The organism is Cytobacillus sp. S13-E01, from assembly GCF_029193815.1.
Lineage (GTDB): Bacteria > Bacillota > Bacilli > Bacillales > Bacillaceae_L > Bacillus_BV.
Genome location: NZ_JARFVC010000024.1, coordinates 17,595 through 38,619 on the forward strand (window position 1 = coordinate 17,595; position 21,025 = coordinate 38,619).

The following is a 21,025-nucleotide window of genomic DNA, read 5'->3' on the forward strand; positions in this document are numbered from 1 at the left end:
TATATGATTATATACTCATATATTGTTATTAGAAATCGATTTTTAATCTATTACAAAATAATAAAAGTTATATTAAAAAACAAGAAGGTGATCGTATGGGAGCAAGAGCAGCAATTAAAAGAGAGCTTGTGCTTGAAGGCCTTGATTGCGCTGGATGTGCGGCAAAAATTGAAAAGAATGTCAAGGCAATTAACGGCGTGGACGAATGCTCGGTCAATTTTGTGACGAAGACTTTGACAATGAAAACAGATGATTTAAATGGCGATGGTGTTGTATCGGAAGCGAGGCAGCTTATTAATAGCCTAGAGCCTGGGATTCGCATTAAAGATAAGACAATGGGACACACATCAAAAAAACAGGTTTTGTTTTTAAAGGGGCTGGATTGTGCAAACTGTGCTGCAAAAGTTGAAAAGCATGTTAACGGTATGGAAGGTGTAACAATAGCAACTGTTGATTTTGTTTCAAAGAAGCTTATTATTGAGGCGCAGAACTCTAATGCGTTGAGCAGAATTGTAAGTGACGCAATGATCAGTATCCCAAAAATTGAACCGGATATAGAGGTTGTCGTTGAACAAAATTCTTTAAATGATGAAGATGGAGAAGATTCTGGTATTAAAAAAATGATTTTCCGGCTAGCGGGGGCAGTTATTTTAGGTGCGATTGCCCTAATAGGTGATTTCGGTACAGCAGTTGAACTACCTATATTTATTTTTAGTTACTTGTTAGCAGGCGGTGACATCCTTTTAAAAGCTGGCAGAAACATCATCCGTGGGCAGATTTTTGATGAGAATTTCCTAATGTCTATTGCAACCATTGGAGCATTTGCTATCGGTGAATACCCAGAAGGTATTGCTGTTATGTTATTTTTCCAGGTCGGGGAGTTGTTTCAAAGTATTGCCGTTAATCGTTCCCGAAAATCCATCAGTGATTTAATGGATATCCGACCCGAATTTGCAACCTTAAAAATTGGAACTGAGACGAAGCGGGTAGCACCAGAAGTTGTTAATGTTGGCGATGTGATTTTAGTTAAACCTGGTGAGAAAATTCCACTTGACGGAATGATCGTTGAAGGATTTTCCATGGTTGATACATCTGCTTTAACAGGTGAATCCGTTCCAAGAGAAGTGGAAGAAGGAAACGAAGTATTAAGCGGATTTATGAATACAAATGGGGTCTTGACGATTCAAGTCACCAAAGAATACAGTGAATCAACGGTAGCTAAGATTCTCGATTTAGTTCAAAATGCAAGCAGTCGTAAAGCGGAAACAGAGAAATTCATCACCAGATTCGCACGATATTATACACCTGTTGTTGTGCTTGTTGCTGCGTTACTTGCAGTTATTCCACCACTTGTTATTGAGGGTGCTACCTTCTCTGATTGGATTTATCGTTCGCTTGTTTTCTTGGTTATATCGTGTCCGTGCGCTCTTGTTGTTTCGATCCCACTTGGATTCTTTGGTGGAATCGGCGGAGCGTCTAAAAGCGGTATTCTCGTAAAAGGAAGTAATTATTTAGAAGCATTAAATAATGTGAAGTATGTTGTGTTTGATAAAACCGGAACATTGACTAAAGGCGTATTTAAAGTGACAGACATTGTACCAAAAAGTGACATGACAGAGGGAAACTTATTAGAATATGCAGCCTTAGCAGAAAGCTATTCAAACCATCCAATTGCCCAATCCATCTTAGCCACATATGGTAAAGAGATCAATAAGGATGAAATCGCAAGTTATGATGAAATTGCCGGACACGGAATTAAAATTGAAGTGAATGGTAAGACGATATTAGCTGGTAATAAAAAGTTAATGCATAAAGAAGCGGTTTTATTTAAAGAAGCAGATGTAATAGGAACAATGGTTCATCTTGCAGTGGATGGGGAATATGCCGGCTACATTGTCATTTCTGATGAAGTGAAGGAAGACTCTAAAAAAGCAATTGAAGGCTTAAAAGCATTGGGAATTAAAAAGACAGTCATGCTGACAGGTGATGCAAAAAAGGTCGGGGAAGCTGTTGGACAAAAGCTAGGATTAGATGAAGTCCGAGCTGAATTGCTCCCACATGAAAAAGTCGAACAGGTGGAATTGCTGGACAGTCAAAAACAAAAAAATGAAAAGTTGATTTTTGTAGGTGATGGTATTAATGATACACCTGTATTAGCACGAGCAGATATCGGAATAGCAATGGGCGGACTAGGATCAGATGCAGCGATTGAAGCTGCAGATGTTGTAATCATGACTGATGAACCGTCAAAAATTGTCACCGCTATAAAAATCGCCAAACGCACCCGTAGAATTGTTTGGCAAAATATTATTTTTGCTCTTGGTACTAAAGGGATCGTCTTGTTATTAGGGGCATTCGGCCTTGCAACGATGTGGGAAGCAATTATTTCCGATGTTGGTGTAACATTGCTTGCCGTTCTTAATGCGATGCGTGCGTTAAAAGTTGACCGTTTATCATAAATGCAAAAATGGCAATTGGTGGTTCATTAATCAAAGTCTATGATAAAGTGTTAAAAAGGGTGAAATCTCTTAATTGTTAACAATCTAAAATAAAGTTGTGTACTTTTAATATAGGCCAATCTGAAGCTTATACCAAAACTAAAAAAAGTGGTTGACTTGTTAACCAAAGAGTAAACAACAGCACTACTATCTATATTTATGAGACTTCACTTGCAGCCAGTCCACTAACGACTTTGAACAGGTATTGCACCAAATATTAAAATAGCTAGAAACTTTAAATCAATCAAGGATATAGCTTGATTGATTTTTTTATAATATCTGGATTTATATGTGACAGCATAAAATTTTATGCCTAGTTTTGGTGTTTTGCTCCGGTCGTCATCTACCCTATGGTATAAGCCATTTCCTTTAAGGAGAAAAAAACACCTTCTTATAGGAACTGCCTTATGCTTACCTTACACAGGATGTGCTGATGTCGATGTTCCTTGGAAGCGGGGCCCTGCGCTTTTGTTCTTCGCAGATATGAATATTTTAATTTTATAGAGTGTTTCGATATCGTTTAAATCTCTAATCCAACTTTTTCTAAAAAGAAAGACTTTAATAACGAACGTCTATTCGCTACAATAGAAGTATTGGATGAGGTGAAAATGATGAGAGTTCGAAAAAATATTCATGAGGTTATTGAGTTAATTAGGGAAACGCCACAATTTCAAGAGAATTTAGTACATTGGCATACAATTGAACCTAAAGCTGCAGATTGTGTTGATATTCCAGATAGTATTAATGATAGATTAAAATCCGCATTAAATAAAAGAGGGATAAATAATCTTTATACGCACCAAGCAAGTGCATATAGTGCGGTCAGGAATAATGAAAACTTTGTTGCTGTCACACCCACTGCTTCTGGGAAAACACTCTGCTATAATCTACCCGTACTGCAAAATATACTGGAAAATAATCAAAGTAGAGCGTTATACTTATTTCCTACTAAAGCACTTGCTCAAGACCAAAAAAGTGAACTTAATGAAATCATCGAAGAAATGGGTGCGGCGATAAATAGCTATACATATGACGGAGATACGCCAGCAAATATTAGGCAGGTCGTTAGAAAGGCCGGTCATATTGTAATTACCAACCCTGATATGCTCCATTCCGCAATCCTTCCACATCATACAAAATGGGTTTCTTTATTTGAGAACCTTAAATATGTTGTCATTGATGAACTGCATATTTATCGAGGAGTTTTTGGAAGTCATGTTGCAAATGTAATCCGTAGATTAAAGAGAATCTGTGAATTTTATGGAAGTAAGCCAATTTTTATGTGTACATCAGCTACTATTGCAAATCCAAAGGAACTTGCCGAACAATTAACTGGTGTAGAAATGAAACTGATAGATAATAATGGGGCACCAACTGGCAAAAAACACTTTGTTTTTTATAATCCACCGATTGTCAATAAACCGTTAAATATTCGTAGAAGTGCGACACTTGAAGTAAGGAAACTAGCAAGTGAATTTTTAAAAAATAAAATTCAAACGATTGTATTTGCAAGAAGTAGAGTGCGGGTTGAAATTATCTTAACTTATTTACAAGAGCTGGTTAAAAATCAGCTTGGTGCTAAATCAATACGTGGCTATAGAGGTGGGTATTTACCTAAGCAACGTCGTGAAATTGAGAAAGGGTTGCGTAATGGTGAGATTTACGGGGTTGTTAGCACGAATGCACTTGAGTTAGGCGTCGATATAGGTCAACTACAAGTTTGTATAATGACTGGGTATCCAGGGACGATTGCGAGTGCCTGGCAGCAAGCTGGTCGTGCTGGAAGAAGGCAAGGAGAAGCGATTATCATCATGGTTGCAAGCTCAAGTCCATTGGATCAATATATGATTCAAAACCCTGACTATTTTTTCAGTAGTAATCCAGAGACAGCTCGTATTAACCCAGATAATTTAATTATTTTAGTTGACCATATTAAGTGTGCTGCCTATGAATTACCTTTTCAAGAAGGTGACACATTTGATGGGGTAGATCTAGAGGAGCTTTTAGAGTTTCTAACAGAAGAACGAGTATTGCATCATAACGGAAGTAAATGGTATTGGATGAATGATTCATTCCCTGCTCACAACATTAGCCTGCGGTCTGCATCACAAGAAAATATTGTTATTATTGATCAATCCGATGTTGCTTCTGTAAAAGTAATTGGAGAGATGGATAGATTTAGCGCTATGACGCTTTTACATGATGAGGCGATTTATCTTCATCAAGGGGTTCAATACCAGGTAGAAAAGCTTGATTGGGAGGAAAAGAAGGCGTTTGTCCGTGAGGTTGATGTGGATTACTTTACCGACGCTAATCTAGCTGTTCAATTACGAGTGTTAGAGATTGATAAGGAACGCATACAAGAGAAATTTGAAATTGGCTTTGGTGATGTAACGGTTCAAGCAATGGCTACCATCTTTAAAAAGATAAAATTTGAAACACATGAGAATATCGGTTCAGGACCGATTCATTTGCCTGAAGAAGAACTCCATACATCAGCAGCATGGATCAGTATAAGTAAAGCTGAGTTAGAAGAGTTAAGTGAACAAAGGATTGAGGAAGGTCTTATTGGTGTTGCAAATGTCTTACGCCATGTTGCCCCGCTCCTTGTAATGTGCGATCCAGCTGATTTGCACGTCGTTCCACAAGTAAAAGCAGTCCATAATGAGCAGCCTACAATATTTCTATATGATAGATACCCAGGTGGCGTGGGATTGAGTGAAAAAGTTTATGGAATTTTCGAAGCTATTTTAGAAGAAGCTGAAAAAATGATTTCATACTGTAGCTGCGAAACTGGATGTCCTTCATGCATTGGTACTGAAGTATCAAATGATATGATAAAACTAGATGCACTTAAACTAGTTCAGAAACTTAAAAAACAAGTTAAATGAAAACGAGGGCTTTCAATGTCAATAAAGGGTAAATTAAATCGTTTAAAAAATCATATTACATTAGAACAACCTCGCGAACAAAAGAAAACCACAGAGGTAACAGAAACCAAGAAAGAGGAAATCCCATTCCTTGAGAAGTGGCTTCAATTTGGAGCAAAGCCATTTTATTTTGACGACTCTTATTGTTTAGTAAGAACTGTAACATATCCACTAGACTATCAACATGGGCTATATTGCTTTAAGGAATTAAATGATATCGTGAAAATGTGGAATGAAACTAGCACCGAGCACCCTCTGTCTAGTAGAGATCATAGGTCTTCTGATTTATTCTTTTTTGATACAGAAACAACTGGTCTAGGAGGTGGAGTGGGTAACACAATTTTTCTACTAGGACAAGCAAGGATAACAGAGCAAGAAGTTGTTCTAACTCAACATTTTCTTCCAAATCCAGGAGCTGAAGTTGCACTATTTCAGAGCTTCCTTTCATGTGTGGATTACACCACATTAGTTACTTATAACGGAAAATCATTTGATTGGCCACAGCTTAAGACTCGTCATACCCTTATAAGAGATGCAATCCCCAAATTACCTGAATTTGGTCATTTTGATTTATATCATGCTTCACGAAGACTATGGAAAAAAAGACTCGAATCTGTACGCTTAACGAATGTTGAAAAAGAAATTCTAGATATTAAAAGAACGAATGATGTGCCAGGTTACTTAGCACCGATTATTTACTTCGATTATCTTCAAAACAAAAATCCAGAAGGAATATTTGGTGTAATGGTACATAATGAAGCAGATATACTTTCACTTATCAGTTTATATATTCATTTATCCAAAACTCTCTTATCTACCGATACCAATCAATCTGAACAGTATGAAGTAGCTCGTTGGTTTGATTCACTAGGGCAAAAAAGAGTGGCGGCAGAGGGGTACAGGTTAGCTTCGTTACAAAATACTGATGAATCTATCAGTGCTAAGTTTGCTTTAGCCATTATCAATAAGAAAAATCGAAATTGGAGTGAGGCAATTCTTAACTATAAAGATGTTTATAGGCATGGTGGGACTCATTATAAAATAAAAGCCGCGATTGAATTATCAAAGCTGTACGAACATAAAATCAAGGATATCCAAACCGCTAGTGATTTTGCAGAGCTTGCTTTTAATTTGTGGAAAGGTAAACAAAGACTAATAAAAGCAAAGGAAGTGACCGAGCGCTTAGAGTTCGAAAAACGAATTTCTCGGCTAAAAAACAAATGTGGGAATGTTCAGTAAATATTCCTCGGGTAAGTGCAAAATTTGAGGTTTTTTAAGCTGATTTGTCGATTATAGAAAAAATATGGTATTCTTTAAATTTACATTGTAGAAAAATGTTGATAGGTGTAAAATATAAATTTGGAATGATTCATTTTCGTTCTAACTTTATAATTGTAATGGAGAGAGTAGCATGTATAAAAAAGTTCTATATTTATACTTTTTAGTTGTTTTTATTATTGTATGGATCCTCTCAGGAATTAAAGATGGACTTTATACATTTCTATAAACGATAAATTAAATTCTTTAGTTAACAGGTAAATTAATCGTTAAAAATGAAGCAATCTTAAATAAACCTAGTAAAATAGGTATTTGTATTAGTACATGTGGCCCCATTTCTTCATAGGCTGATAGTGTAACACAGATGAAGGAAAGGAAAGGGGAAATTCATATGTTTGGAAGACCTAACATGGCAGCACCTATTGTATACCCAACAAAATGTAACACTCAACATTTTTGTCATAAGACGGTAGTACCACATATTCATCCGTCACATACTCAAAATGTAAACCATCACATGTATGAGCATGTACACTATTATCCACACACTGAATCTGTTGCGAATGAAGTTTCACATCAACATTTTAACTGCGGTCCTGGTATGCCGCACCCGTTCCCAGGCAGATAATGATAGACGAACAGGGGCTGAGACAGATCAGTTCCTGTTTCTCTATATTACTTATTTTATATTTAAAGGAGTTATAAATTGAGTAGGATAGTTGCCGTATCAGGCTATAAGCCGCATGAATTAGGTATCTTTAAAAATGATCAACCAGAAGTTGACTTCATTAAAAAGGCTTTAAAGAAACAGATCCAACAATTAGCAGAAGATGGTTTAGAGTGGGTTATCGTTAGTGGACAATTAGGTACTGAACTATGGGCCGCAGAAATTACATACGATCTTCAAGTAGAATATCCTGATTTAAAGCTTGCGGTCTTTACACCATTTCTCGAACAAGAAGAAAATTGGAAAGATGATAATAAAGAGTATTATGATTTTATTTTGTCTCAAGCCGATTATGTTAATAGTATAACGAATAAAAAATATGAGAATCCCAACCAATTCCGTTTAAAGAATCAATTTTTTATTGATAAAAGTGATGCCCTGATTCTGTTATATGATGAGGATAACCCTGGTAATCCTCAATATATTCTAAAAGAGGCAAAAAAGCGGGCAGAAAATGAGCAATATGATATTTACTTGATAAATTCATATGATTTGCAAATGATTGTTGAAGAAGAAAGGATGAAAAAGACAAATTTTTGGCCTGAATGAGAGAAATAACCTATTGGCTTTAATTACATCTTAAAAGAAAAATTGACAAGCCGTTAAATTTTTGAAAAAATAGAATGAGAAGATTGGGGAAAGTGTATCGAGGTGAATACTATGTTATCGGATAAAAAGTTAAACGTGAAAGATATTCTTGAAAAAGAATTTAGGACAGGTATGAGGGGATATAAACAAGAGGATGTGGACAAATTTTTAGATTTAATCATAAAAGATTACGAAACATTCCAACAAGAAATTGATGAACTACAACAGGAAAATGTACGATTGAAGCGCCAATTAGATGATTCATTTAAAAAACAACCTACACCACCACAAACAGGGACCACTAATTTTGACATATTAAAAAGGTTATCCAATTTAGAAAAACATGTATTTGGAAGTAAGTTGTTTGATTGATGTCAAATATTACTAGTGAAAATTAGTTGCTTTTCTGCGCTTTTTTTACTATAATAATTTAGCAACATTAATAACGTTCGGGTAATTGCTGTAAATTAATTTTTACAGAGGAAAGTCCATGCTCGCACGGTCTGAGATGTCCGTAGTGTTCGTGCCTAGCGAAAAAATAAGCTAGGGTAGTTTGGTGTAAACTGGACTAACGGCAGGGAAAAAACCTAAGTCCTTATGGATATGGTTTGAATACCTTGAAAGTGCCACAGTGACGTAGTCTTGTAAGAAATTACAAGAGTGGAACGGGTAAACCCCTCGAGCGAGAAACCCAAATTTGGTAGGGGCACCTTCCTTAAGGAATTCAACAAGAGGAAGGACAGACCTATTGCGGTCTGTAGATAGATGATTACCACCTATGTACGAGGCATTTTGCCGATTGCAGTACGCTGGTACAAAACATGGCTTATAGAACGTTATTAGTGTATATAAATTACGTTATTTAAAAGCTCTCCTGTATAGGGGGGCTTTTATTTAAAGATTAAGAAAGAATAAAAATTTGAACCTAGTTTTAGTGTCTAGCTCCGGGCGCCATCGGCTCTATGGCATAAGCCAATCCCTTCCCGAAGGCAAAAAACGCCTTCAGTCAGGGCTCGTCTTATGCTTGACTTGCACAGGATGTGCTGATGTCGATGTTCGCCACAGGACGTGGCGGGTTTTAATCGACGCGCCGATAGGCTGGCGCCCTGCACTTTTCTTAATGCAAAGTATATAGTAAGGTTGTTATATGAAAATAAATTACATAGAAACAAAAATAAATGATTACATAGTAGATTGGATAAAGCAAAATTAAAAATAAGGGTGAATGAATTTGGGAAAAATGACGTTAATTGCGACATCAGCAATGGGAATTGAAGCGATTGTTGCTAAGGAAGTTCGTGATTTAGGATATGAATGCACAGTTGAAAATGGAAAAGTGATCTTTGAGGCTGATGAGAAGGCTATTTGTAGAAGTAATCTATGGCTTAGAACTGCAGATCGTGTAAAAATAAAAATTGGTGAGTTTAAAGCTACAAGTTTTGATGAATTATTTGAAAAAACCAAAGCTTTAAACTGGGGTGACTTTTTACCGGAAAACGCTGAATTTCCTGTTATTGGAAAGTCTGTTAAATCTCAATTATTTAGTGTTTCAGACTGTCAAAGCATCGTGAAAAAGGCCGTTGTTGAAAATCTAAAAAAACACTACAAAAAACAAACAAATTGGCTAGAGGAGAGTGGTCCGTTTTTCCGTATTGAAATAGCACTTCTTAAAGACGTAGCCACATTAACTATTGACGCAAGTGGTTCTGGTTTACATAAACGGGGGTATCGTGTTGGTCAAGGAGAAGCACCTATTAAAGAAACATTAGCAGCTACCTTAATTAAACTTACGAATTGGACACCAGACCGCCCTTTTGTTGATCCTTTTTGCGGATCCGGTACAATTCCAATTGAGGCTGCGTTAATCGGACAAAATATTGCTCCTGGTTTTAATCGTGGCTTTGCATCGGAAGAATGGGACTGGATTGGGAAAAGTATATGGGATGAAGCTAGACAAGAAGTCGAAGACCTGGCTAAATATGATCAACCATTGGATATAATGGGACTCGATATTGATCACAGAATGATTCAAGTCTCAAAAGATAACGCTGAGGAAGCCGGTTTTACTGAGTTGCTTAGTTTTAAACAAATGCAAGTATCTGATTTTACGACAAACAAAGATTATGGTGTGCTCATCGGTAATCCTCCATACGGTGAACGTCTAGGCGAAAAAAAAGCTGTAGAATTGATGTACAAAGAAATGGGGAAGGCTTTCTCTAAGTTAGATACTTGGTCAGTGTACATGCTTACATCCAATGAAAATTTTGAAAACATATATGGTAAGCCTGCAACTAAAAAGCGTAAATTATTTAATGGCTTTATTAAAACCGACTTTTATCAGTATTTCGGACCACGTCCGCCACGAGATAACTAGGTTAGTGAATTACATTCATTCCTGTTGATTAAACGCTGTTTGCGTAAACAATGTACCAGTTAATTTCAATTAGAAAGCTGTGTAGTGGTGTCTTATCTTTCCTAGACGTAACAAAGATTATTTATATAACATCAATCTTACCATATCTAAAATAATTTTTTAATATGAATATAATTTCAAAACACGACATAAAATGTAATTGTTAATTATATTGTTGTGCAGGAGTGTGTGAGTTGAATACGATGGACTTTTCTAAAATACGTGAAGCATTAGAAACTTCATATAAAGCGTTATTAAGGGAAGCTGGACAAGAAACGAGTGGATTTGAAAATATTTCACAAGCCGAAGAAGAATATCTACAGGGATTATCACATGCAACATCCGTTGGAAAAGAGTATTTACGTTATAGAAAGTAAGGTTTATTTGAATTGTTTTGCTTATTTCTAGCTTTCGTGAAAAAAGTGTACACCTACTTAGTTACAACCTTAGAAAAATACCTACCATGTCTACTCGCCAAATGGCGAGTTTTCTTATTAGATTGACTTACTAGTCAATCTATAAGATAATTACAGTTTAGTCTTATAAAGGTTTTGGAGGTTTTATTTAATGATTCGAGAGCGATTGCCTTTTCAAGTTTCAAAAAATGATAATTTTTTTGACAAGTTGAATGAATGGATTGGCGATATTTTTTATGATATTTTACCTGAAAAGGGATATGAGCTAAGAGATGAACAAATTTTTATGGCGTTTCAACTGGAAAGGGCATTTAAGGAAAAATCAGTTGTATTCGCTGAAGCTGGAGTAGGTACTGGGAAAACATTTGTATACTTGTTATATGCACTGTGTTATGCAAGATATACAGGAAAACCAGCTATAATTGCTTGTGCGGATGAGTCACTAATTGAACAGCTCGTTAAACAAGAAGGAGATATAGAAAAGCTTTCAAAAGCACTTGATTTACATATAGATGTTAGATTGGCAAAATCACAAGATCAATATTTATGTTTACGTAAACTTGATGACACTTTGCTTAAAACGGAATCTACTTTAATAGAAGAAATCCATGGTGATTTACCTGAGTTTGTACATAATCATTCTGCTTTGCAGTCCTTTTATCATTATGGTGATCGGAAAAATTACCCTCGTGTAAATGATGATGAATGGGATAAAGTGGCATGGGATTCTTTTCAGGACTGTTTTGCATGTGAAAAACGGCATAGATGTGGACAAACCTTATCAAGAGATTACTACAGAAAAGCATCAGATTTAATCATCTGTTCACATGACTTTTACATGGAGCATACTTGGACTGTTGAGGCAAGGAAGCGTGAAGGTCAATTACCATTACTACCAGAGGGTAGTTCTGTTGTTTTTGATGAAGGTCATTTATTAGAGTTTGCAGCACAAAAAGCGTTGACATACCGCGTCAGGGAATCTACGCTTGAAAATCTGTTAACCAGACTTTTAGAAAACGATATTCGCGAAGAACTAGCCTATCTAATTGAAAGCACGATTGAACAAAATGAACGCTTTTTCAATACACTAAATAATTATTCAAGTAGTGTTGTAGGATCAGATAGAATGGATATCTCTTTTAGCGGTGAGGTTAAGAAAGAGGCGGGTGAGCTATATCGTAAGCTTACACAAATAGGAGAAGGTTTAGTTTTTGAAAGTGAAACGTACACGATCAACCAATATGAACTTAACATTGTAGATGAACACATAGATCGTATGGAATATTCAATAAAATTATTATTAGAAAATGACGACGCCATTTCGTGGATGGAGCAGTCTTTTGAAAATGACAGTACATTAGTAATTATGCCACATGCAGTTGAACATATTTTAAGCGAGAAGGTTTTCTCAAAAGAGATTCCATTTATATTTTCTTCTGCAACATTAGCAGATAATAAGTCATTTGATTATATTGCAACAAGTCTTGGTATAGACAAATTTCAGTCATTCTCGGTAGAATCACCGTTTAATTATAATGACCAAATGACTATTTATACACCTGTGTTTCAAGCTAAAGATGGGCTGCTGTCTGCGAAACTAGCTTATACCATTAAACAATTGGATAAGACAAATGGACGAGCACTCATTCTATTTAATTCAAAGGAAGAACTACAGCTATTTAAAGAACACATTAGAAATAAAACTAAATATACATTTTTGTTCGAAGGTGAACAAGAAATAAGTGAATTAGTTTCACGTTTTCAAAACAATGAACAGTCTATCCTTTGTGCTGTCCATTTATGGGAGGGATTGGATATCCCTGGACCATCATTATCAAATGTTATAATTTGGTCTTTACCATATCCACCAAATGACCCTGTGTTTCAAGCCAAACGAAAGTCAGCTAGTGATTCGTTCTGGAAAGTAGATGTTCCTTATATGCTGCTAAGACTTAAACAAGGCGTAGGACGCTTAATAAGGGCCCATGACGATAAGGGTATTGTTTCGATATACCTGACGGACGATATAGAAAATGAAGTTTTGGATAAAATTAAACAAGCGTTACCAACAAACATTAGAGAAGAATAGAATTATTCTTCTCTTTAATTTTACCAATTTGATGCACCATATTTAGTTTACACGCCACATTAAGGGACTTTAATACCACCACTGATCTTTATAAGGATTAAAAAAGGAAATGGTGCAAAGTGTGTTGAAATACAATAAGGAGTCTAAAAAATATATGGGGGTTACATAGATGCCTGAAATTCAGAAAACTGAGAAGCAATTTTTAGATTATGTAAAGAAAATGACGAGCTACAATGAAGCAATTGGTCTTATGTTTTGGGACTTGAGAACGGGAGCTCCGAAAAAAGGGGTAGAGCAACGTTCTGAAATCATTGGTATGCTATCGTCTGATGTGTTCAAAATGTCAACGTCAGAAGAAATGGCAGCATACATTGCGAAATTAACAGCCAAAGATGTTGTTGAACAATTATCCGAAATAACAAGAAAAACGCTTGAAGAATCTAAAAAAGAATATGATCGCAATAAAAAGATACCTGCAGAGGAGTATAAAGAATATGTTATTCTCCGATCTAAAGCTGAATCGATATGGGAAAAAGCAAAAGAACAAGCTGATTTTGCAATGTTTCAGCCATACTTAGAAAAACTTGTTGAATTCACAAAAAAATTCGTTAATTATTGGGGTTATGAAGGTAATAAATATAATACATTACTTGATATGTATGAGCCGGGTGTAACTGTCGATGTACTAGATGAAGTATTTTCTAATTTAAGAGACAGGATTGTTCCACTTGTAAAAGCGATTTCCGAATCTACCAATCAGCCAGAGACGTCGTTTTTATTTGCGTCATTTCCAAAAGAGAAACAACGTGACTTTAGTCTTTCTTTACTAAAGGATATGGGATATGATTTTGAGGCTGGAAGACTAGATGAAACAGTACATCCGTTTGCTATTGGGTTAAACCCAGGTGATGTACGCGTCACAACAAAATATGATGAACAAGATTTTCGGACTGCTGTTTTTGGAACAATTCATGAAGGTGGACACGCACTTTATGAGCAAAATATTTCTTCAGAATTAATTGGGACGCCTTTATGCACGGGAACATCAATGGGGATACATGAGTCACAATCACTGTTTTATGAAAACTTCGTTGGTCGAAGCTTCTCATATTGGAAGAATAATTATGCTTCATTAAAGCGTTTTGCAGATGGACAGTTTGATGACATTTCTATTGATGAATTTTATCGTGCTATAAACGAGTCAAAGCCATCATTGATTCGAATTGAAGCTGATGAGTTAACATACCCACTCCATGTTATGGTCCGTTATGAGATAGAGAAAGGTTTATTTAATGATGAAATTGACGTAAAAGATTTACCTGAAATCTGGAATTCGAAATACGAAGAATATTTAGGGATTAGACCAAAAGACGATGCGCAAGGTGTTCTTCAGGACGTTCATTGGGCAGGTGCGAGTTTTGGTTACTTCCCATCATACGCATTAGGATATATGTATGCAGCACAATTAAAACAAGCGATGTTAAAGGATCTTCCAAACTATGATACATTGCTTGAAGAAGGAAACCTTCAACCAATTAAAGAGTGGATGACAGCGAACGTACATAAACATGGGAAACTAAAAAAACCACTTGAGATACTACAAGATATAACAGGGGAAGGATTAAATGCTGATCATTTAATTAAATATTTGGAAGACAAATATAGTAGTGTATATCACTTAAAATTTTCTTGAAATTTAAAAAAACTCTCCGAAAAGTGGGGAGTTTTTTTAAAATAAACGGAACCAACATTGCTACGAGAAGTCATGTTGGTTTCTTAAAAGATAAGAAAATATAAAAGTTTGTTCCTAGTTTTAGTGTCTAGCTCCGGGCGCCCTGCGCTTTTCTTATGTTAAAATAAGTTATTAAAGCCTTTTGATCCTGGTGGTGCATTTTGAATCATATCAATAAGCGGAATTGCATAAGCGATAAGAATTAATGCAATTAATACCCCAACCCATATTTTCCAGTTTTCTAAAATCATTGGAGTTTTTTCTGCATGATCTGTAACCTCACCAATAGGGAATTCTGTTTCACCTTTTGGTGCAAAGAATGCAAGGTTAACAACAATTACTAATATTAGAATAATTCCTATAAATAGAATAGTGCCTCCAACTGCTTGTGCAATTTGATAAGGAATCCATTCGGCTGCTTGTGCTGAATTTCCATAGGTTGAAAATGAAGAACGTCTCGGTGCACCAAGTAAACCTGCAAAGTGCATAGAAGTTGACATAAATGCCATACCAACTACCCAAACGATTGTTTGAACAATGGCTAATTTATTCATAGCTTTTGTCATAACACGACCAGTGATGTGTGGAATCAGCCAGTAAGCAATTCCAAAGAATGTTAATAATACAGTAGTAGCAACAGTTAAGTGAAAATGTCCAGTTACCCATATTGTATTATGAATAACTTGGTTCATTTGGTTTGATGCGTTAATTATACCACCTGCACCTGCTGGAATAAAAATTAGCATTCCCATGAATGGAGCGAAAAAGCGAGCGTCTCCCCAAGGTAGTTTTCTAAACCAGCCAAATAGACCAGTTGCACCCTTAGAACGACCATACATTTCAAATGTTGCAAACATTGAGAATGCTGTCATAAGTGACGGAATGATAACCATGAAAGTTAATACGACCTGTACAAATTTCCAAACAGGGTCGATTCCAGGTTCTGTTAGTTGATGGTGAAATCCAACTGGAATAGAGAATAATAAGAATAATACAAAGGATAATCTTGCTAACGCATCAGAAAATATTTTTGCTCCAATGACTTTAGGTACGACTACATACCAGGCCATGTAGGCTGGTAGTAACCAGAAATAAACTAATGGGTGACCAAAATACCAGAATAATGATCTACTTACTAATACATCAATTTCTTCCACAAGACCAAGTGACAATGGCAAGAACTGAAGTAATACTGTCGCTGCAACTCCTAAAGTAGCCACTAGCCATAAAATCATCGTAATAACTGCCATAAAAGCAAGAAGGGGTGTAACTGCTCCGGGGTTAGCTTTCTTCCATTTTCCAAAGTGAGAAAACATTGTAAAACCACTAACCCAACTTCCGACGACAACTAAGGTTAATCCTATATAAAATGCAGGGTGCGCCATAAGTGGTGCATAAAATGTATATAAAACTGAAGCTTCTCCGAGTAATATAGTAGTAGCTGTCATAGCTGTACCAACTGTCATTAGCCAAAAACCAATCCAGCCCCAAAAACGTACTTTGTCTGATAACGTTCCTGCAGTCTTACTTAAAGAAGCAAATAAAAATCCAACGATAAAAAAGGTAGTAAGTACAAGTGCAAGTAATACACCGTGTACTGTAAGTATTTGATAGTAGCCAATGCCAGCAGGTAACGTAAATTTACCTGAACGAACTAATGTCTGTAGTAAACCAGCAAAACCTCCAAGGAATAAAGCGATAAATGCGACGTAAATATGAGCCATTGCTAGCTTCCCATCGCGAGAATTAATTTTTGAGTTTGTTGCATTACTCATTGTTCAACCACCTCGATTTTTGCATTCATCATATGGTGACCTGCTCCGCAATATTCATTACATAGGATTAGATATTCACCAGTTTTATTAAACTTTTGTGTGTAAGTATTTACATACCCTGGTTCAGCCATCATATTGATATTAGTACCAACTACTTGAAACCCATGGACAACGTCTGTGGTAGTTACATTTATGACAACCTCAGATCCTTTAGGAATTTGTATTTGATTTGGTGTAAACGCAAAAGCGGAGGCAATAATATTTAACTCATATTTGTTCCCCTCAATTTGTCTTAACCCAGGATTATCAAATGGTGCAGTTTCATGTACTTTCTCGGGGTCAATAGTAACTAAAGAGCTAGCGGGTTTAGTCCCCATATAGAAAGCGCCCACTCCTACTGTTGTTAAAAATACTAATAATGTCCCAATCCCGAATAGTAGCCATATTTTTTCAAACTTATGCATGTGCATGGCTTTTCTCTCCCTTCAGATTTACAAGTAACGAATTTTTAATGACTTTAGCGTTACTACAACACGATTATAAGTTGTTGACACGATCTAGAAATAAGAAGTAAACACCTACCCAAGTAGCGATTAAGAAAAACCCAAGTAAAAATACTGAAGCTAGAGTCCCTTTTAACGAAGAACTATCTTCAATCTTGTGTTTTTTTGGAGTTTCAATTTTCGTCATGTTTTCCATCCCCTTTTTAATTATTTTAGAAATTAATTAATGAATACATTTCCATAATACAAAACAAATTTTTAAAATCGATATACATTTTGAGGATGTCATAAATTGTTCATTCCTTATCTAAACACTATATTAATAGGGAAAAGTTTATAAATCAGTGATATTAATCACATATATAATCTAGAAATGTGAAGGATTTGTGACTTAAAACACATCTTTAATATAGTGAGTTTAAACGTTTAAGGGTAGTACACGAATTTCATAGACGAGTTATTTTCTATCAATCTACCTCTAAAGGAAGCTGACTAAATAAAAGTAGTTCCTAGCGGAGCCCTATATTAATGGCAAAAACTAAACTCACGTTAACGCTTTACGCATCTGGTTGCATATAATAGGATATTACTTTTATAGATGTAGTAAATGGACTGTAATAGAAGGATGGGTGATTGCCATGAGAAAACATTATTGTACGAAATGTTTAACATTTCTTGAAAAATCACAAAAGCATTGTCTGAGATGTGGTGCTGTAGAAGTGAAAATAATCGAGATCAATGTACAAATAAATAATACGAAGGATTACTAGTGCTTTAAAAATAGTAAATGAACCTTCTAAAATGGGGGTTCTACATCCCCACTGATTGTTAGTTGAACTTATAACGTTAGGAGCGTGCACGTCCTGTGCGTCGTCGGGTCTTTAGGTGCAGTATATCCCCCACCTAAACTCCTCGCATTCTCCAAGTTTTGAGGTGGGGATTTTACTGCACCTTAAGCGTGGAATAAAAATAATAGTGACTGAGGATGTACCCAATTTAATTTGAGTACTCTTTCTTTAAAGGTAGTTTGTTTGGTTGAATATTCCAATAGTTTATGATAAAAATGAATGAGAAGAGAGGTGTAAAAATGTATTTCGTAGTTTTTGATCTAGGTTGTTCGGACTGTGGAGAGAGTTCAAATTTAGTAGGATTATTCACAACGGAAGATATTGCTAGGAAATCTTTAAACCAATATATTGATGAGAACAGTCTTGAAGGTAATGACGATCATGAACTAATTATTTATAAGATTGATACATTGGATAAAATTTACAATAATAGCTATACTCACATTGTTTTTAGTTCCTTTACATCGAACAATAAACAATAGTTTTTAAAAATAGGAGTGATCTTAATGTATTTACCATCATTTGATTTGCATAATAAAGTTGCTATTGTTACAGGTGCTGGGAGGGGAATTGGAAGAGCGATTGCGATTGGACTTGCTGAAGCAGGAGCAGACGTAGCGCTGTTAGCCCGTACAAAAGAAAGTATAGACTCGGTTGCAAATGAAATACATAATTTAGGTGGGAAAGCATATCCAATACAAACAGACGTTACAAAACGAGATGAAGTCAAACAAGCAGTTCATAGTGTTGTAGAACAAGCGGGTAAGGTTCATATATTAGTAAACAATGCAGGAATGAATATCAGAACACCAGCATTAGAAGTGACAGAGGATCAGTGGAAAACAATTATGGATACAAACTTAAAGTCAGCCTTCATAATGGCTCAAGAGGTTGGAAGAGTAATGAAAGAACAAAATGAAGGTGGGAAGATTATCAATATTTCATCAGTTGCGGGGCATGTCGCCTTACGAACGGGTGTCGTTTATGCAGCAACAAAGGCTGGACTTATCCAAATGACCAAAGTCTTGGCATTAGAGTGGGGGAAGTATGATATTAATGTCAATTCCATCGGACCCTGGTATTTTAAAACCCCTTTAACTGAAAAATTGCTTCAAGATGAAAAATATGTCCAAGATATTTTATCTGTAACACCTCTAAATCGAATTGGTGAATTAGAAGAGCTTGTAGGCCCTACAGTATTCCTCTCGTCTGCTGCAGGCAATTATATAACTGGCCAAACATTATTTGTTGATGGCGGAATGACAATTAACGGTTTTTAAGCACACATTTATTATTGATGCCATAACCTATTTGTAGGCTGATGTCTACAAGGAGGTAGTGTTAATATATGGTACAAATGAAGAATTATTATGCTGGATCTAACTCGAGTGTTGGTTTCTACTCTTTATATGATGAGGCATTAAAAGGATTAGATCGACTATATATTTTAAAGGGTGGACCTGGAACAGGTAAATCTACTTTTATGAGAAAGATTGGACTTTTCTTAATGGAAAAAGGATATGGACTTGAGTATTTACATTGTTCTTCAGATAACCAATCAATCGATGGCTTAATTATACCTGAGTTAAAGCTAGGGTTTGTGGATGGTACTGCCCCGCATATAGTTGAGCCAAAATATCCTGGGGTGATAGAAAAAGTAATTGATTTAGGACAATTTAGAAATGATTACCAATTATCAAAAAATAAAAATGAAATAATTGATATAACTGATGATATTTCAGAGAACTTTCAAGCTGCGTATAAAGTGTTTGCAGAAGCAAAGAAGATACATTTGCAAAGAGAGGATATATATTTATCATCGATGGATTTTAAAAAAGCAGATGATGTCACATCTGGCTTAATGGAAAAGATATTTAGCCAAACTCCTGAAAAAGAATCAACACCACATAGTAGAAAACGTTTTTTTGGGGCTGCAACTCCAAAAGGTGCAGTTAATTTTATTGACAATCTAACAGAAGATCTAGAAAAACGCTTTATTATAAAGGGTAGACCTGGTAGCGGGAAATCTACTTTAATGAAGGCAATTGGTAAGCGCGCAGAAGAAAGCGGTTTATCAGTGGAGTATTTTCAATGCGCATTTGACCCATCAAGCGTTGATATGATTATTATTCCATCATTAAGTGTGTCAATTGTAGATGGAACTGCTCCACATGTAGTCGATCCGTTTAGAATGCAAGACGAAGTAGTGGATATGTTTAAATTATGTATGGATACAAGTATAGAAGTGACTCATCAAAAAGAGATTCATGAACTAAACACAATCTATAAAAATAAAATGGCGCTTGCTACAAATTTCTTAAGTGAAGCAAAACGATTACATGATAAAATTGAGGATTATTACAAAGAAGCAATGGACTTTTCAGCTGTAGATAACAAAAGAGAAGATGTCATTAAAGACGTATGCAAGGAATTTTTGTAAGTTAAAAGGGAGCACAATGTGCTTCCTTTTATTTAAAAATTTAATGTTTTGCTCCGGGCTCCCTGCGCTTTACTAATAGAGCATATAGGTAAGAGAATGAATATAATTTCAAGAATTGTTATATCTAGTTCATCAAAAGCATTAAAATAATTTGTAGTTTCCTTATGAACAAATGTTACATTTGAGGTTATTGTCAATCCTCCAACGAAAAAACATTTATTTAAAAGTAACAAAATTCGACAAAAAATTAGCAAAAAAAACAATTTAGCTTATTAGTATTCAGAAGGGATAAACTTAACATTTGTTTCTATTTCTTTATTTGTTTGATCTTATTTTATTAAAGTTTAACTAGCTCTTCTTCAAAGTAAAAAGTTGCGGGATTTTCAACAATCGTATAGGAGTATCGTTTCATATTTGCAATATAGCTCCATTGGTTTATTGTGACAGTTTCTCCTGTATGCTTTACAACCACTGTTTCACCGTTATTGAATTTATTTTTATTTTTCACGTAGGACCTCCATAAACTTTTATCGTAATTTCTATTATAACACTATATAATAGAATATTTGCATGAATCATTAATCTTTTCATAATTTCTAAAATCAAAGCTCCGGTATGAAAGTGAAAATTATTCAATTAAAAATCAGTGTAAAAATATATTCTTTCATATGTAAAATACACCACTGTTAGAGAGATTTAAAAAGTATATGAAAGGGTCGTACCAACTTGACAAATATTTACTGATGTATTCCCTTTAGTAATGACTTATAATAAGGTTTGCACAACAA

Annotated in this window: 17 protein-coding genes and 1 other RNA gene; 14 read left to right on the plus strand and 4 right to left on the minus strand. The window is 35.4% G+C overall.

What is annotated here, in order from left to right; translation table 11 throughout:
• Window positions 1-95 precede the first annotated feature (95 nt).
• From PY093_RS14455 to PY093_RS14505, 11 genes are all read left to right on the plus strand, one after another.
• Window positions 96-2,459, plus strand: a complete 2,364-nt coding sequence (locus PY093_RS14455; protein ID WP_275646566.1) for a heavy metal translocating P-type ATPase — start codon at window positions 96-98, stop codon at window positions 2,457-2,459.
• 650 nt (window positions 2,460-3,109) lie between these two features.
• On the plus strand, window positions 3,110-5,389 hold the full coding sequence (locus tag PY093_RS14460; RefSeq protein ID WP_275646601.1) for a DEAD/DEAH box helicase: 2,280 nt from the start codon (window positions 3,110-3,112) through the stop codon (window positions 5,387-5,389).
• A 15-nt stretch (window positions 5,390-5,404) separates the two neighbouring features.
• Complete coding sequence (locus tag PY093_RS14465) at window positions 5,405-6,667, plus strand: ribonuclease H-like domain-containing protein (protein ID WP_275646567.1); 1,263 nt, start codon at window positions 5,405-5,407, stop codon at window positions 6,665-6,667.
• Window positions 6,668-7,097: 430 nt separating this feature from the next.
• Entirely contained in the window at window positions 7,098-7,334 is a 237-nt protein-coding gene (locus PY093_RS14470; protein ID WP_275646568.1) for a CotD family spore coat protein, read from the plus strand.
• Window positions 7,335-7,412: 78 nt separating this feature from the next.
• The gene (locus PY093_RS14475) at window positions 7,413-7,982 is read left to right on the plus strand and encodes an SLOG family protein (protein WP_275646569.1); all 570 of its coding nucleotides are present in this window, start codon (window positions 7,413-7,415) and stop codon (window positions 7,980-7,982) included.
• Window positions 7,983-8,093: 111 nt separating this feature from the next.
• A complete protein-coding gene (gene gpsB, locus PY093_RS14480) occupies window positions 8,094-8,393 on the plus strand; it encodes a cell division regulator GpsB (RefSeq protein WP_275646570.1) in 300 nt (99 codons plus the stop codon).
• Between the two features lie 73 nt (window positions 8,394-8,466).
• Window positions 8,467-8,855, plus strand: an RNA gene (rnpB, locus tag PY093_RS14485) — RNase P RNA component class B.
• Window positions 8,856-9,252: 397 nt separating this feature from the next.
• Window positions 9,253-10,395 carry a THUMP domain-containing class I SAM-dependent RNA methyltransferase gene (locus PY093_RS14490; protein ID WP_275646571.1) on the plus strand — a complete coding sequence of 381 codons (1,143 nt, stop codon included), beginning with the start codon at window positions 9,253-9,255 and terminating at the stop codon, window positions 10,393-10,395.
• 242 nt (window positions 10,396-10,637) lie between these two features.
• A complete protein-coding gene (locus PY093_RS14495) occupies window positions 10,638-10,811 on the plus strand; it encodes a DUF3921 family protein (RefSeq protein ID WP_275646602.1) in 174 nt (57 codons plus the stop codon).
• A 190-nt stretch (window positions 10,812-11,001) separates the two neighbouring features.
• Window positions 11,002-12,939 carry an ATP-dependent DNA helicase gene (locus PY093_RS14500; RefSeq protein WP_275646572.1) on the plus strand — a complete coding sequence of 646 codons (1,938 nt, stop codon included), beginning with the start codon at window positions 11,002-11,004 and terminating at the stop codon, window positions 12,937-12,939.
• Window positions 12,940-13,108: 169 nt separating this feature from the next.
• A complete protein-coding gene (locus PY093_RS14505; RefSeq protein WP_275646573.1) occupies window positions 13,109-14,632 on the plus strand; it encodes a carboxypeptidase M32 in 1,524 nt (507 codons plus the stop codon).
• A 158-nt stretch (window positions 14,633-14,790) separates the two neighbouring features.
• On the opposite strand, the gene PY093_RS14510 is transcribed toward PY093_RS14505, so the two are convergent.
• From PY093_RS14510 to PY093_RS14520, 3 genes are all read right to left on the minus strand, one after another.
• Window positions 14,791-16,446: a b(o/a)3-type cytochrome-c oxidase subunit 1 gene (locus PY093_RS14510; RefSeq protein WP_275646574.1), complete on the minus strand. Its 1,656-nt coding sequence runs from the start codon at window positions 16,444-16,446 to the stop codon at window positions 14,791-14,793.
• The gene (locus tag PY093_RS14515) at window positions 16,443-16,916 is read right to left on the minus strand and encodes a cytochrome c oxidase subunit II (RefSeq protein WP_275646575.1); all 474 of its coding nucleotides are present in this window, start codon (window positions 16,914-16,916) and stop codon (window positions 16,443-16,445) included. The genes PY093_RS14510 and PY093_RS14515 overlap by 4 nt, the downstream gene beginning before the upstream one ends.
• Before the next feature lie 67 nt (window positions 16,917-16,983).
• A complete protein-coding gene (locus PY093_RS14520) occupies window positions 16,984-17,136 on the minus strand; it encodes a cytochrome c oxidase subunit 2A (RefSeq protein ID WP_275646576.1) in 153 nt (50 codons plus the stop codon).
• 900 nt (window positions 17,137-18,036) lie between these two features.
• On the opposite strand from PY093_RS14520, the gene PY093_RS14525 reads away from it, so the two are divergent.
• The 3 genes from PY093_RS14525 to PY093_RS14535 all read left to right on the plus strand — a co-directional run bounded on the left by PY093_RS14525 (window position 18,037) and on the right by PY093_RS14535 (window position 20,237).
• A complete protein-coding gene (locus tag PY093_RS14525) occupies window positions 18,037-18,279 on the plus strand; it encodes a hypothetical protein (RefSeq protein WP_275646577.1) in 243 nt (80 codons plus the stop codon).
• Window positions 18,280-18,303: 24 nt separating this feature from the next.
• On the plus strand, window positions 18,304-19,077 hold the full coding sequence (locus PY093_RS14530; RefSeq protein ID WP_275646578.1) for an SDR family NAD(P)-dependent oxidoreductase: 774 nt from the start codon (window positions 18,304-18,306) through the stop codon (window positions 19,075-19,077).
• A 68-nt stretch (window positions 19,078-19,145) separates the two neighbouring features.
• Entirely contained in the window at window positions 19,146-20,237 is a 1,092-nt protein-coding gene (locus tag PY093_RS14535) for a PRK06851 family protein (protein ID WP_275646579.1), read from the plus strand.
• Window positions 20,238-20,574: 337 nt separating this feature from the next.
• Here PY093_RS14535 and PY093_RS14540 read toward each other — a convergent pair whose 3' ends face one another.
• Window positions 20,575-20,745 carry a hypothetical protein gene (locus PY093_RS14540; protein ID WP_275646580.1) on the minus strand — a complete coding sequence of 57 codons (171 nt, stop codon included), beginning with the start codon at window positions 20,743-20,745 and terminating at the stop codon, window positions 20,575-20,577.
• Between the last annotated feature and the right edge of the window lie 280 nt (window positions 20,746-21,025).

Coding starts and splice junctions, on each gene's coding strand:
- PY093_RS14455 (WP_275646566.1), top strand. CDS start 96: ATGGGAGCAAGAGCAGCAATTAAAAGAGAGCTTGTGCTTGAAGGCCTT.
- PY093_RS14460 (WP_275646601.1), top strand. CDS start 3,110: ATGAGAGTTCGAAAAAATATTCATGAGGTTATTGAGTTAATTAGGGAA.
- PY093_RS14465 (WP_275646567.1), top strand. CDS start 5,405: ATGTCAATAAAGGGTAAATTAAATCGTTTAAAAAATCATATTACATTA.
- PY093_RS14470 (WP_275646568.1), top strand. CDS start 7,098: ATGTTTGGAAGACCTAACATGGCAGCACCTATTGTATACCCAACAAAA.
- gpsB (WP_275646570.1), top strand. CDS start 8,094: ATGTTATCGGATAAAAAGTTAAACGTGAAAGATATTCTTGAAAAAGAA.
- PY093_RS14495 (WP_275646602.1), top strand. CDS start 10,638: ATGGACTTTTCTAAAATACGTGAAGCATTAGAAACTTCATATAAAGCG.
- PY093_RS14500 (WP_275646572.1), top strand. CDS start 11,002: ATGATTCGAGAGCGATTGCCTTTTCAAGTTTCAAAAAATGATAATTTT.
- PY093_RS14505 (WP_275646573.1), top strand. CDS start 13,109: ATGCCTGAAATTCAGAAAACTGAGAAGCAATTTTTAGATTATGTAAAG.
- PY093_RS14510 (WP_275646574.1), bottom strand. CDS start 16,446: ATGAGTAATGCAACAAACTCAAAAATTAATTCTCGCGATGGGAAGCTA.
- PY093_RS14515 (WP_275646575.1), bottom strand. CDS start 16,916: ATGCACATGCATAAGTTTGAAAAAATATGGCTACTATTCGGGATTGGG.
- PY093_RS14520 (WP_275646576.1), bottom strand. CDS start 17,136: ATGACGAAAATTGAAACTCCAAAAAAACACAAGATTGAAGATAGTTCT.
- PY093_RS14525 (WP_275646577.1), top strand. CDS start 18,037: ATGTATTTCGTAGTTTTTGATCTAGGTTGTTCGGACTGTGGAGAGAGT.
- PY093_RS14530 (WP_275646578.1), top strand. CDS start 18,304: ATGTATTTACCATCATTTGATTTGCATAATAAAGTTGCTATTGTTACA.
- PY093_RS14535 (WP_275646579.1), top strand. CDS start 19,146: ATGGTACAAATGAAGAATTATTATGCTGGATCTAACTCGAGTGTTGGT.